The sequence below is a fragment of the Lentzea pudingi genome, from assembly GCF_014646255.1.
In the GTDB taxonomy this organism is placed as follows: Bacteria; Actinomycetota; Actinomycetes; order Mycobacteriales; family Pseudonocardiaceae; genus Lentzea; species Lentzea pudingi.
Genome location: NZ_BMNC01000005.1, coordinates 497,323 through 510,863, shown reverse-complemented (window position 1 = coordinate 510,863; position 13,541 = coordinate 497,323). Strand labels below are relative to the sequence as shown.

At 68.2% G+C, this 13,541-nt stretch carries 9 protein-coding genes; 3 read left to right on the top strand and 6 right to left on the bottom strand.

All coding sequences use genetic code 11. The annotated features are described in order from the left end of the window. Nucleotides 1-42 precede the first annotated feature (42 nt). Nucleotides 43-1,074, bottom strand: coding sequence for a glycosyltransferase family 2 protein (locus tag IEY88_RS21275; protein WP_189156520.1), 1,032 nt, complete (start codon nucleotides 1,072-1,074; stop codon nucleotides 43-45). Nucleotides 1,075-1,129: 55 nt separating this feature from the next. Between IEY88_RS21275 and IEY88_RS21270 the strand changes: the two genes are divergently transcribed. Beyond that, nucleotides 1,130-2,449, top strand: coding sequence for a lipopolysaccharide biosynthesis protein (locus IEY88_RS21270; protein WP_189156519.1), 1,320 nt, complete (start codon nucleotides 1,130-1,132; stop codon nucleotides 2,447-2,449). A 4-nt stretch (nucleotides 2,450-2,453) separates the two neighbouring features. Here IEY88_RS21270 and IEY88_RS21265 read toward each other — a convergent pair whose 3' ends face one another. The 5 genes from IEY88_RS21265 to IEY88_RS21245 all read right to left on the bottom strand — a co-directional run bounded on the left by IEY88_RS21265 (nucleotide 2,454) and on the right by IEY88_RS21245 (nucleotide 10,300). Continuing rightward, complete coding sequence (locus tag IEY88_RS21265; RefSeq protein WP_189156518.1) at nucleotides 2,454-3,683, bottom strand: hypothetical protein; 1,230 nt, start codon at nucleotides 3,681-3,683, stop codon at nucleotides 2,454-2,456. Nucleotides 3,684-3,980: 297 nt separating this feature from the next. After that, nucleotides 3,981-4,583 carry a class I SAM-dependent methyltransferase gene (locus tag IEY88_RS21260; RefSeq protein WP_189156517.1) on the bottom strand — a complete coding sequence of 201 codons (603 nt, stop codon included), beginning with the start codon at nucleotides 4,581-4,583 and terminating at the stop codon, nucleotides 3,981-3,983. 324 nt (nucleotides 4,584-4,907) lie between these two features. Next, nucleotides 4,908-6,833, bottom strand: coding sequence for an arabinofuranosyltransferase (locus tag IEY88_RS21255; protein ID WP_189156516.1), 1,926 nt, complete (start codon nucleotides 6,831-6,833; stop codon nucleotides 4,908-4,910). After that, entirely contained in the window at nucleotides 6,830-8,035 is a 1,206-nt protein-coding gene (locus IEY88_RS21250) for a glycosyltransferase family 2 protein (RefSeq protein ID WP_229693597.1), read from the bottom strand. Before IEY88_RS21250 ends, IEY88_RS21255 begins: the two co-directional genes overlap by 4 nt. Before the next feature lie 285 nt (nucleotides 8,036-8,320). After that, nucleotides 8,321-10,300: a DUF6541 family protein gene (locus IEY88_RS21245; protein ID WP_189156514.1), complete on the bottom strand. Its 1,980-nt coding sequence runs from the start codon at nucleotides 10,298-10,300 to the stop codon at nucleotides 8,321-8,323. A 119-nt stretch (nucleotides 10,301-10,419) separates the two neighbouring features. Here IEY88_RS21245 and glf point away from each other — a divergent pair, with 119 nt between their 5' ends. Together glf and IEY88_RS21235 are read left to right on the top strand one after the other, a co-directional pair. Next, nucleotides 10,420-11,652, top strand: coding sequence for a UDP-galactopyranose mutase (gene glf / locus IEY88_RS21240; protein WP_189156665.1), 1,233 nt, complete (start codon nucleotides 10,420-10,422; stop codon nucleotides 11,650-11,652). Between the two features lie 6 nt (nucleotides 11,653-11,658). Further along, nucleotides 11,659-13,530: a glycosyltransferase gene (locus IEY88_RS21235; protein ID WP_189156513.1), complete on the top strand. Its 1,872-nt coding sequence runs from the start codon at nucleotides 11,659-11,661 to the stop codon at nucleotides 13,528-13,530. Nucleotides 13,531-13,541: the final 11 nt, after the last annotated feature.

Genomic DNA, 13,541 nt, shown 5'->3' with positions numbered 1-13,541 from the left:
ACCCGGGGTGGTCTGCTCGGTGACCTCCGGGGCCGGACCCGGTCAGACGAAGCGCCGGATCAGCTTCCAGTAGGCCGTGGTCACGGCGTTCAGCGGCGTCAGGACCACCTTGGGGACGTTGATCAGCGGGGTGTTCAGCTCGCTGGTCAGCACCTTCATCCACTCGCTGTCCGGCACGGTCTGCGCCTTGCGGGCGAGACTGCGGCGGGCGCGGAGGTCCTTGCGGTGGCGCCAGAGCCAGGCCCAGCCGCGGGCCTTGTCCTTCAGCCAGCCTTCCTTCACCGCGAGCGCGACCATGGCCAGTTCCAGCGCGAGGAGCGCGGGCGCCAGCAACGCGAGTGCGCGCCCACTCCACAGCGTGAGCACGAACATCAACCGGTTGCGCTCGACCAGGTAGTACTTGTTGTTGTTGCGCGCGAACTCGTACCGGTGCACGACGACCGCGTCCGGGACGTTCACCACGCGCAGGCCCAGGCGCCACGTGCGGATCGAGAGGTCGGCGTCCTCGTGGTACGCGAAGTAGTGCTCGAAGAAGCCGCCGAGACGGTCCCAGTGCGCGCGCGTGGTGACCAGGCCCGCGCCCATCGCGCCCGCCGTGTCCGTCGGCGCCGTCCGGGTCTCCGGCTCGCCGAGGCCGCCGACCCAGCTGATGCCGAGGACGTGGACCATGTTGCCGCGCGAGTTCAGCAGCGTCGGGTCTTCCGCGAGCCGCACGCTGGCGGCGGCGATGCCCACGTCGGGCCGGTCCTGGAGCTCCTGGACCAGGCGCGCCAGGGTGCCCGGCTCCACGATCGCGTCGCCGTTGATGAGGGCCACGTACTCGCCGGTCGACACCTTCACGCCGGCGTTGTTGCCGCCGGAGTAACCCAGGTTCTCACCGGGGCGGACGACCGTGACGCCGTCGAGCTCCGACAGCACTTCCACGTCGTCGTCCGTGCAGCCGTTGTCGACGAGGACGACCTCGACGGCGACCTTCTCCGAGCCGAGCAGTGCGGTCACGCAGCGCCGCAGCCACGGTTCGGACTTCCACGCCAGAACGATCGCGCTCACCGTCGGCAGGTCGGCAGGTAGCATTCGCCGACCTTACCCGCAGCGTCCCGACCGGCTCCCCCGGCATATGGTCTCCCGCATGGCGTTGGAAACCCCTGGCGGGCAAGCTCGTTCGGCCGCGGCGATGACGGTCGGCGTACTGGTCGTCGGCCTGTCCGGTTTCGGCTTCCTCGCTGTGGTCGGCAACACCCTGTCGAGCACGGAGGCAGTGGCTGTCACCGGTCTGTACATGATCATCACCATTGTCGGGCCGGGTCTCTTCTACTCGGTCGAGCAGGAGACGAGCCGCCTGGTCAGCAGCGGGCTCGCCGGCGGGGTGAACCCGGCGACGGGGTTGCGGCGCGTGGCGGTCCTGAGCCTCCTGCTCAGCGGTGCGGCCGTCGTGGTGGTGCTGGCGCTCTCGCCCCTGCTGGTGAGCCGGAACTTCGGCGGGCACACGTCGTTCATGGCCTGGCTCGTGCTCGGGATCTTCGCCGGCGCCGCGATCTACTTCGTCCGCGGTGCCCTGGCGGGCTACGGCGAGTTCGGCACGTACTCCGTGACGCTGATCGTCGAGGGCGCCGCGAGGCTGGTGCCGTGTCTCGCGCTCGCGGTGATCGGCAGCGCGAACCAGAACCTCTTCGGACTGCTGTTCGCCGCGGGTGCACTGGTGGCGGCGTTGCCGGCGATTTCGCGCCTGCGGACGAGGGTGCGCACCTTCGAGCCGGCGGGAACGATGGATTCGGTCGAGGCCGTCCACGACGCACAGCGGTTCGGGCGGATCGCCATGAGCCTCGCGTTGCTGGCGACGGCGACGCTGCTCACCCAGCTCGTGTCCAACCTGGCCCCGTTGCTCGTCAGCGCGAAGATGGTCGACCAGCCGGCGGTGGCGAGCGCGTTCAACTTCGCCTTCGTGCTGAGCCGGGTGCCGCTGCTGCTCTACGGGCCCGTGCAGTCGATGATGATGCCCGGTCTCACGGCGGCAACCGTGCGCGGTGATCACGCGGCTCTCCGGCGGACCATGCGGAAGGCGTTGATGGCGCTCGCGGTCATCGGCGTGCCGGCGATCGCCGGTGCCGGGCTGATCGGGCCCTGGGCCGTGGTCACGTTCTTCGGCGCCGAGGTCAGGCCACCCGCGGCGGTGATGGCGTTGCTGGCGCTGTCGACGATGTTGCTGTTGGTCAGCCTGGTCTTCCAGCCCGCGCTGGTCGCGCTGGGCAAGCAGCGCACGGTGTTCGTGGCGTGGATCGTCGGGACCGCGGTGCTGATCGCCCTGATGGCACTGCCGTTCGACCCGATCGACGGCGCGGTGGTCGCGCAGCTGATCGGCCCGATGGTGGTGGTCGTGATAGCAGGAGCCGGGCTGCTCAGGGCTACTGCCCCGACCAACCCGGCTCCGGTGGTCACTCAGTCGAGCTGATCTGTCACGCGAAGTCGGCGTAGACCCCGGCGACGTCGAAGATCACGTGGACCGAGCCGTTCTGGTTCGCGAACAGCACTGACTTCCCGTCGAAACCGGGCTCGTAGCCCACGCCGACGGAGATCATGTTGGCGGCCGTCTGCCCGGGAACGAGGTTCAGGTTGGACGTGAACGGCTGGTCCTGACCGCCCGGCCACGCGCTCACGAAGCCGGGCTGCGTCGGCTCCGTGCCGGTGAGGTTGCCCGTGATGCCCTTGACTTCGTCCTTGTACCAATGCAGGACCAGGGCCCAGCTCGGGTCCAGCGGTCCGAGCGTGCCCGTGCGGGTGTCCACCTCGCGCACCGGCGGGAACGAGTAGAAGTAGGAGCCGGTGCTTGGCGAGAAGGACCCGGCCAGGTCGGCGGCCAGGTGGACGCTGCCGGCGTTGTTGAACAGCGTGACCCTCTTGTTGGTGCCGAGCGGCACGGTCACGAGGTTCGGCGTGATCTCGTTCGGGGCCAGGTTCAGGTTCGACACGTTCGGCCGCGTGGTCCCGGACGGGTAGGCGGAGACGAACGTGCCGGCCGTCGCGTTGATGCCCGTCAGGTTGAAGGTGACGGCCGTCGCGTCGGACGGGACCCTGCCGGAGAAGTCGATGTCGACGGAGCCGCCCTGCCCGACCGGACCGCCGTTGCGGGTGTCGAGCACGCGCTCGGGCGTCCTCGGGGTGTACCTGCTGCCCGTGTCGAACCTGTAGTAACCCGACAGGTCGAGGATCGCGTGCGAGGATCCGCTGTTGTTGTAGACGTTGACCTGGCGCGACGGGCCGAGTGCCACGACAACGGCGTTCGATCGCGTCGTACCGGGGTTGAGGTTGATGTTCGAGGCCAGCGGCTGCGGCGCCTCGATGGGCCAGACGGTCAGGTACGTGGAGCCCGTGACCTGGGTGCCCGTGAGGTTCAGCACGGCGGACCCCGCGTCCACCGGCGTTTCGGTCGACAGGTCCAGGGTGATCGTCTTGCCCTGGCCGATCGGTGCCGTTTCGCCCGGGCCGGTGCCGTCACGCGTGTCGAGCACGCGCTTCGGCGTGACCGGGACGAGTCCCGACTTGCCCTCGACCAGCGCCTCGGCGGCTGCGGCGAGCTTGCTCCCGCCGGCGCTCGCGGCCTCGACCCCCCGCTTGTCCTTCGAAGTGTCCGGCGCGGCCTGTGCCTGCGCGCCGGCTGCGAACAGCGTCGTGGCCAATGCGGCCACGACTGCCGTTGTCGTGCTACGTCTCACTACGACCCCCATCGTTTGCCGGCGAAGGAATTCCTTCGACCAAGCGCATGGAAAATTCCATGAATCCCAGATGAACCCGGGTGATCCCAGCGCAGGCCTGTGCGCCCCGCTTCCGCCAGACGGCGAAGCGACTCGAAAACCCCCTGTGACCCCCCAGGCTCAGAAGCCTTTTCATCCTATCGGTGGACGTTGGTCAGTCAACAGGAATTCAGAGCACATTTTCGGCACGGCCGGGTCACCGGCGTCACGGGTGGTGATGAGACGGAAGCACTACGCTTTCTGGGCCACCAGAACGAATTCGTTGTACGTGAAAATTTTGCCTGCCGCCTGGGGGAACGGGAACGACAGGCGCTTGTTCACCGAAAGGCCCAACTGCGTGGCGACGTCCTCGAGGCCGTCGAGGTCCGTGAACGCGACGTGCGTGGCGTCCGTCGCGTAACCCCGCTCCTGCGGGCAGATCAGGACGACGATCGCACCCGGTGCGAGGTACTCGAGGTAGCTCTCCAGGATCTTCACGGCGTCCGGCCTCGGCATGTGCTCGACGAGGTGTGCCGCGAGCATCCCGCCGAACCGGCCGGGTTGTGCGTACTCGCTCTTCTTGAAGTCCTCGATCGTGAACGCCTTGAGGCCGCGGTCGCGGCAGATCTGCACCGAGTGCTCGTTGTGGTCGACGCCCACACCGTTCGGCGCGAGGTGGTCGAGGTTGCGGCCGATGCCACAGCCGATGTCGAGCACCTCACGGTCACCGAACAAGCGGCGCACGTTCCATCGGTAGGGCGCCTGGACGTCCAGCACGCGCTTCCACAGCGGCTGCTGCAAACGGGCGAGCCGTTCGGTGTAATCCGAGCCGTCGGTCGATTTCGAGGTTTCCATGGAGGACCTTTGCGGGTTTCAGTCTTGGCCGATGAGGAAGAGGCTGAACACGAAACTGACGGTGATCATATGGTTGCCGGACGAGATCAAAGCCAGTGAGCGGCGTGGGATGGATCGTCCTGCCCGACGGTGCGCGACCGGCGCGCGCGTCGTCCTGCGGGCCGTTGTCAGGGACGATCACCCCGTCGAACCTACCCAACTCGTCGAGGGACCGCTGCACCTTGCACGCGCGGATTCGACGCTCGCGATCCCGTGAAGGCACAACAGCCCCCGTCCGCTTCCCGGTGTCTGAGACCGGGAAGCGGACGGGGGCGTTGACGTGCACTACGGCTTCCGGATCGCCACAACGGTGTCGCCGGGCAGGTTCCGCACGACCGTCCATTCCCCGGAGTCGAACTGTTCGGGGTGGAACGTTGCCTGGACGGCGTCCCAGTTGCTTTCGCTGGACCGGTTCATCACGAACACGTCGATTGGGCCGAACTCGGTGGTGGCGGTGGCTCGGGTGAACTCGGTGGAATCGGTGATCTTCGACAGCCGCTGGAGTTCCGCCTGGCGATCGTCCCACCGGGTCCGCGAGCCGGCCGCCGTGCGGTCCACGCCCGTGTAACCCGGCCACGGCAGATAGGCGAACAGCCGTTCGTCCGCGGACAACGTGCGTGGCATCGCGCCGACGCCGCGCACCTGCTCCACCTCCGCCTTGATGCGGTCGGCCGGAAGGCAGGGAAAACGCCCTTCTTGTGGCGCGAACCTCGGGTAGGTGCAGTCGGGCAGTGGTGAGAGGTGTGCCCAGGCTGTGTACGTGTTGTACGTGCTCGCTGTGTTGTAGGCGAACGCCGGAGCCGCATCGGTGCTCGGCCGCCAGTCCTGCCAGTAGGCGAACATGAACCACACCATCGACGCGGCGACGACTGCGGCTCCTGTGCGGTACGGCGGGACGAAGGAGAACCTCCTGGCCAGTGCGGGCCCTGCCGTGGCGAGCGTCAGCACCCCGGCCGCCACCAGTACAGCACCGACGAGCACCGGCGCGTAGAAGTACAACGTGGTGTGCTTGCTGAACACGAATCGGAGACCGGCCAACAGCCAGAAGGCGTAGGCGCCGACCATCAGGTAGAGCAGCGGCCGAGCCCAGTCGGTGCGGCTTCGGTACCAGACCAACCCCGCGAGGCCGACGAGTTGGAGCACACCCAGCAGGGTCGGCTTCAGGAACGGGAAGGCGTTCAGGGTCTGGCCGCTGAACACGAACTCGTCGCCGGTCGCCTGGCCCTTCTCGGTGAACACCGCGATGGCGTAGGGCAGCAGATAAGGGGAGGCCACGACCAGGGCCACCACGGCGGCCAGCAGGACGTGGCGGACGTAGGCGGCCCTGTCGGTCACCCGTCGCCAGGTCGACACGACGACGGCCACGAGACCGATCACACCGAACGCGTACCAGCCGTTGTAGAGCAGCATCATCAATCCGGCGATGATGCCGGCGGGCAGCCAGTGCAAGCGCCCACGCCGGGGCTCGGCGAGCGTCGAGATCAGCCACGGCACCGTGACGAACAACGTCATGACCGCGAACGCCTTGCGCGGGTCGCCGTTGACGAACAGGCTGACCGAGCTGATCACCAGCGCGGCGGGAGCCGGAACCAGCCGGCGCCACATGAGGAACGTGGCCAGTACGGCGAGCGACAGCAGACCGACCTCTGCCACCACGAGCAGACGCCAGACCGGAACGTCGACGAGCAGTGACGTCTTGCCGACCAGCCACGGGAACAGCGGCGGGTACTCCGACGTCACGTCCACCACGAACGCGTCGGTCGGTAGCGACGTGACGGTGTTCTTCGCCGCCAGCGCGGCCATCCGCGTCCGGTCGCCACCGTTGATCATGCCGGTGGAGCCGAACGGGGATCCGTAGTACCCGATCCGGAAGACGAGGACCACCCAGGCGGCGATCAGCCCGGCCGCGCAGGCGGACACCAGTTCACCTGCGCGCGACCTCCACGCCACCGCGGTGACCGCCGCCAGCGTCAGGAAGCCCACTGCGAGCGGCAGGAAGATTCCGTTCTCGCTGAACGGGCTGACGTCGGCGACTCCGGGGACGACCACCGCGACCGGCACGGCGAGCAGCCAGGTGACGAGGGCGACCGTGACCGGCGACAGGAGCACCCGGCGCAACCGGGAGGCCGGCGGCGGGGTTTCCTCCGTCGTCGACTCACCCGGTTCGTTCTTCTGAAGTGCGACTGCAGGGGCCGGAGGTGCTCCGGTCACTGCGCGCTCCTGGCCGGCTCGGGGGCGTTGACCGCCTTGGCGGCCGTGAGGCCGTCCGTGGTCGGGATGCTCAGCACGCCGGCGAACATGCTGAACATGATCGTCTGGAAGCCGAGCAGGAGGCCGAGGACGGCCGGGATCGCCGTGCGCACGGTCTGCGCCGCGTCCATCGTGCCGAAGCCGTCGCCGCCCCAGAGGACCACCTGCCACACCGCCACCAGGAAGCCGACGACGAAGATCAGCAGGCCGAGGATCAGCCCGCGCTCGACCGTGAACTTCTCGACGAGCTGCCGGTAGTGCTTGCTCATCGGCAGCAGGTCTTCCCTGGCACCGAACAGCTTCACCATCACCGAGAACAGCACGGCCTGGTAGCCGACCGCGGTCAGGCCCGCGGCGTAGGTCATGGTGCCGACGTCGAGGCCCACGGAGCCGAGCTTGATCGGGCCGATGAGCAGCCCCAGCGTGGTCACGAGGCCCAGCACGGTGAGGGCGAGACCGGGGTAGAGGAACAGCCAGCGCGGGCTGTAGATGAGCAGGAAGCGCAGGTGGCGCCAGCCGTCCCGCCAGCTGCGCAGGTGCGGCGGGCGGCTGCGGCCGTCCTTCTTCAGCGTGGTCGGGACCTCTTCGATGCGGAGCCCGGCCAGGCAGGACTTGACCACGACCTCGCTCGCGAACTCCATGCCGGAGGTGTGCAGGCCGATCCCCAGGATGGACGAGCGCCGGAAGCCCCGCAGGCCGCAGTGGAAGTCGCGCGTGGGTGCCTTGAAGAACAGCACGCCGATCGCGGACAGCACCGGGTTGCCGAGGTACTTGTGCAGCGGGGGCATCGCGCCCGGCTCGACGCCGCCCTTGAACCGGTTGCCCATGACCAGGTCGGCTCCGTCGCGCAACTTGGCGACGAACTCGTCGAGACTGGAGAAGTCGTAGCTGTCGTCAGCGTCGCCCATGATCACGAACTCACCGTGAGCCGCCCGGATGCCACCGAGCAGAGCGTTGCCGTAACCCTTGGCCTCGATCTGGACGACTCGGGCGCCGAGGTCGGTGGCGATCTGCTGGGACCCGTCGGTGCTGCCGTTGTCCGCGATCAGCACCTCGCCGACGACGCCAGACCGCTCGAGATATCCCTGTGCCTTCCGGATGCACGTGGCCAGTGTTTCGGCCTCGTTGAGACACGGCATCAGAATGGTCAGTTCACAGTCCATAGTCTCACAGTCCATAGATTCCGGTCATAGTGGACGGCTTCGTGCACCCCGTGCGACGCGACGATCGTTCTGGTGCACGGAGTACACCGTGAGGACCGTCGTCCCGTAAGTCCGCACAGCTCCCCAGAAGCGGGGGTACCGGGATGAGGCTTCGACCAGCCGTGGGCGGCGCCAGCATACCTGCGGGCCTGTCACCCCGGTCACCTGGTCAGCCCTGCTCGGGCTGACCCGCTGTGCGTTCCAGCGCAACCGAGTGTGACCAGCGCCGACCGCAACGGACAGGGCCTAGGAGGTCGGCTTGGACGCGGTGCCGCACTTGTCGAGGCGGTAGAGCTTGACGCTGCCCTCGGACGCGACGAGCTCGAACGCGCCCGTGCCCCTCGGTTCACCGATGCCGGGGTAGGCCTTCACCCGGTCGTCCTTGGGCATGAACGTCTTGTTCGCCACCAACATGTACTGAACGCCGATGCGCCCGGCGGCCGCGCACACCTCCTGGTCGGTGGAGGCTTCGCGCAGGTGTTCCGCCAGGTACTTCTGGTCCTTGTTCCAATCCATGAGGACGTGTCCGAACACGGGCTTGCGGCGGACCTCGGCGAGCATCATCGCGCTGCCGTCCCACGGGTTGTTCGCCACGTAGGCGCCCTTGGGCAGCGAGGCGCCCAGCTCGGGCAGGAACGCCAGTTCGGTCTGGTCGACCAGGGTGCCGTCCGTCTTGCTGGCCGTCCGGTAGTTCGTGGCGATGGTGTCGACGTTGGTCTGGAAGTAGAGGCCCTTGGTCAACGGCACCAGCGCGAGCGTGACCAGCAGGGTGAGCGCCGTGGGCGTGCGCAGCAGCGGGAACCGGCCGTTCGCGGGCAGCCGGTCGCCGATCTTGCCCGCGATCAGCAGCACGGCGAGCACCGCGAGGGGGACACCGGTGATCGGCAGCATCGCCGCGAGGCGGTACGAGTCGTTGTACCAGTAGCCGGTGAACATCTGCGTGCCCGGCCGGTTCAGCGCCGCGGTGATGGTGAACAGGGCCGTCGTGGCGGCGACCGCGCCGACCAGCCAGCGCCGGTTCACCGTGCGCCAGGCGACGACGAGCCCGACGAGCGTCAGCGCGGACAGCGCCCAGAGCGCCGGACGGCCGTTCGTCGCGTTCAGCAGCGTCTCGCCGACGGCCATCGCGGGGGTCTCGAACGGCGGCCAGTACTGCTCGCGCACCCCTTTGAGCGCGCCGGTGGTGGCCAGGAAGTACCAGACCGCGAAGAGGGCGGCGAGCGATCCTCCGAGCACGAGCACACCGCGCAGGGTGCGCCCTTCGCGGTGCTGCTCGAGGGCGTAACGCAGCACGACCGTGCCGAGGGGGAAGAGCGCGAGCACCGCGAGGCTGAACACGGCGTTCGGGTGGGCGAAAGCGGTGGCGATGAGCACCATCGGGGCGAGCACGAACGAACGGCGGATGCCGATCACGTCGTCGGTGGCGAGCCTGGTGGCGGCGAGCACCGCGGCCAGACCGGCGGGCACCAGCGACACGGCGAGCAGGTTCGGCCAGAGCACGCCGAAGCTGAGCAGGCCCCACGGGAACGCGGTGAACGTGACGGCCAGCAGCGGCGTGATGAACATGGCCGCGGTGTTGCGGCCGACGATCTGGCGGACGAGCACGAGGCAGCCGACCGGCCACACCACGCCCGCGATCGCCCACGCGACCAGGTTGGCGGCGGTGGCGATCTCGGCACCGGTGGTCAGCACCACCAGCGACGTCACCCCGTGCCAGCCGGCGGGGTAGAAGGTGGCCGGGGTGCCCGGGTTGCCCAGTGAGGCCATCGTGAGCGACGAGGCCGAACCGGAGTCGAGGATGTAGCTGACCGCGCTGTAGTGGAAGATCGCGTCGTAGGTCTGGGACAGCTGGTCCGGCTCGCCCATGCCGTTGACCACGACGAACCACGCGATCACGACGGCGGGCAGGATGCCCGCGGCGGACACCAGCAGCGTGCGGGCCGGGTCGCTCGCCCTGGGCCGCGCCACCCGGCGCAGCAGGAGCGACGCCAGCAGCGCGAGCGCCGCCAACACGGCCGTGACGACGAGCACGAGCCAGATCGACCAGCTGATGCCGGCCTTCTGCCCCGCCACGGCGGTGATGGAGACCACCAGGAGGCTGAACGTCGGCGCCATGCCCAGCGCGGACAGCCCGCGCAGGCCGACGGCCCACGTCAGCACCAGACCGGGACCGAGCAACCAGGCGACCGCTGCGAGGGCCGTGGGGACGGCCTCGAACCAACTCATCGTCGATCTACCTCACGGTGCGGGTGATTTGGGCCGCAGAGCAGCCGGTGATCATGGCCGCCGCGTGTCAGGCCGAAGTCTACGGATGCCGGGTTCGGCGCATGCCCCGCCCCGTGTCGATGGGGGCTTTCGGAGCGGGCACGCGTCACGGCTACCCTCTTGCCGTGAGCTTCGCTGGATATGACCTGATCGTCGTCGGTTCCGGATTCTTCGGCCTCACTGTCGCCGAGCGCACCGCCTCCCAGCTGAACAAGCGGGTGCTGGTGCTGGAGCGGCGTGACCACATCGGAGGCAACGCCTACTCGGAGGCAGAGCCCGAGACAGGCATCGAGGTGCACCGCTACGGCGCGCACCTGTTCCACACGTCCAACAAGCGCGTGTGGGAGTACGTGAACCAGTTCACCGAGTTCACGGGCTACCAGCACCGCGTGTTCGCCATGCACGACGGTCAGGCGTACCAGTTCCCGATGGGCCTCGGGCTCCTGTCCCAGTTCGTCGGCCGGTACATGTCGCCCGAGGACGCGAAGGCGTGGGTCGCCGAGCAGGCTTCGGAGATCGACAGCAAGGACGCGAAGAACCTCGAGGAGAAGGCGATCTCGCTGGTCGGCCGCCCGCTCTACGAGGCGTTCATCAAGGCCTACACCGCGAAGCAGTGGCAGACGGACCCGAAGGAGCTGCCCGCCGCGGTCATCAGCCGCCTGCCGGTGCGCTACACCTTCGACAACCGCTACTTCAACGACACCTACGAGGGCCTGCCGGTCGACGGCTACACCGCGTGGCTCGAGAAGATGGCGGACCACCCGAACATCGACGTCAAGCTGTCCACGGACTACTTCGACGTGCGGGACGAGATCCCCGCCGGCACGCCGGTCGTCTACACCGGCCCGGTCGACCGGTACTTCGACTACTCCGAGGGCTGGCTCGGCTGGCGTACGCTCGACTTCGAGCAGGAAGTGCTGCCGATCGGCGACTTCCAGGGCACGCCGGTCATGAACTACAACGACGCGGACGTGCCGTTCACGCGCATCCACGAGTTCCGCCACTTCCACCCGGAGCGCGAGTACCCGAACGACAAGACGGTTATTGTTCGGGAGTTCTCCCGCGCAGCGGAGAAGGACGACGAGCCGTACTACCCGATCAACACGGCCGAGGACCGCGCCAAGCTCGAGCGGTACCGCGAGCTGGCGAAGAAGGAAGCCGCGGAGCGCAACGTGCTCTTCGGCGGCCGCCTCGGCACGTACAAGTACCTGGACATGCACATGGCGATCGGTTCCGCGCTGAGTGTGTTCGACAACAAGATCGCTCCGCACCTGGCGTCCGGTCAGGCGCTGGACGGGTCGCTGGAGGACTGAATCGCAATGCCGGGCAAGTCCAACCTCGTGGAGCACGAGGCTCCGGAGAAGCTGTTGACGCAACGTGGCCTGTTCGCAGGTCCCTCGCAGATCGTTTCGGAGGACCTCTACGCCGAAGTGAAGCGGGGGATCGCGGACAGGGAGCGCCACCGCATGGTGGTGCACCCGAACGCCACGGTCACGATGAACACCTACTTCGGCCGCTTCCCCGCGTCGTACTGGCAGCGGTGGTGCGTGAGCCCCGAGGTGGAGCTCGAGCTCGAGGTGACCGGCTCCGGCCAGGTCGCCCTCGTGGCCTCGGACTCGGAGGGTGAGACCCGCACGGTCGCCGCGGAGAAGGTCGCCGGCGCGAAAGCGCAGAAGGTGCGCCTCTCCGCGAAGATCGACAAGTTCACCGACGGTGGCGGTCTCTGGTTCGACGTGACCACGGCGGAAGACTCGCTCGCGGTCGAGCAGGTCCGCTGGACGGTCTCGCCGCCGAAGTCGGTGCGGCCGACCGCGGTCGTCATCTGCACGTTCAACCGTGTGGACGACTGCCTCAACACGATGGCCGCCCTCGCGTCGGACCCGGAGCCGCTCGAGCTCGTCGACACGGTCTACGTCGTCGACCAGGGCACGGACGCCGTCGAGTCGCGTGAGCGGTTCGCCGAGGTCTCGGCCGCCCTCGGGCCCAAGCTGCGCTACATCCGCCAGCCGAACCTCGGTGGTGCCGGCGGCTTCACGCGCGGCCTGTACGAGGTCACCGAGATCGATCACGCCGAGCACGCCAACGTCCTGTTCATGGACGACGACGTGCTGTGCGAGCCCGAGATCGTCATCAGGCTCACCGCGTTCGCGAACCGCACGACGCAGCCGACGATCGTCGGCGGTCAGATGCTCTACCTGCTGCACCCGAACTTCCTGCACGTCGGTGCCGAGTACGCGAACCTCGACACCCTCGCGCCGGGCCAGGTCGTGGAAGGCGCGCTGTTCAACGCCGACCTCACCGGGTACGACGAGGAGACGGGCAAGCGCAACGTCCAGGACAAGCGCGTCGACGCCGGCTACAACGGCTGGTGGTCGTGCCTCATCCCGTCGGAGATCGTGAAGGCGGTCGGCTACCCGCTGCCGCTGTTCTTCCAGTGGGACGACATCGAGTACGGCTACCGCGCGCGTGAACACGGTTTCGCCACCGTGTCGCTGCCCGGTGCCGGTGTCTGGCACGCGGACTTCCACTGGAAGGACTGGGACGACTGGCACAGGTACTTCAACCTGCGCAACGCCCTGATCACCTCCGCGCTGCACAGCCGCTTCGACCCGAAGATGATCGTGCGCGGCATGGCCAAGCAGTTCGCCACGTACATCCTGGGCATGCAGTACGGCCTCGCCGCCACGCAGCTCAAGGCGATCGAGGACTTCATGAAGGGCCCGGACTTCCTCGAGGACGGCGGTGTGCAGGCGGCGGCGGACATCCGCAAGCTGCGCGCCGAGTTCCCCGAGACCGTGCGGCACCCGGCGTCGGAGATCCCCGGTTTCAAGCCGGGCAGCCTGCCGATGATCACTTCGGCGCCGACGCCGAAGCTGATCGCGCCGGTGTTCGTCAAGCGCCTCGTGAACCAGCTGCTCGGCAAGACCGTGCACGAGGCGGGTGCCGTTCCCGCCGGTGACTCGGCGTGGTGGCACGTCTCGCTGTTCAACACGGCGGTCGTGACCGACGCGTCGCAGGAGGGCGTGCGGGTCCGCAAGCGCGACAAGGAACTCGCGGTGCGCCTGTCCAAGCAGGGCGCCAAGGTCTTCCGCGAGCTGTACCGCAGGGCTCCGGAGATGCAGCGCTCCTACCGGGACGCGATGGGTCAGCTGACCAGCCGCGACACCTGGTCGCGTCTGTACGACCTCTGATTCACACAACG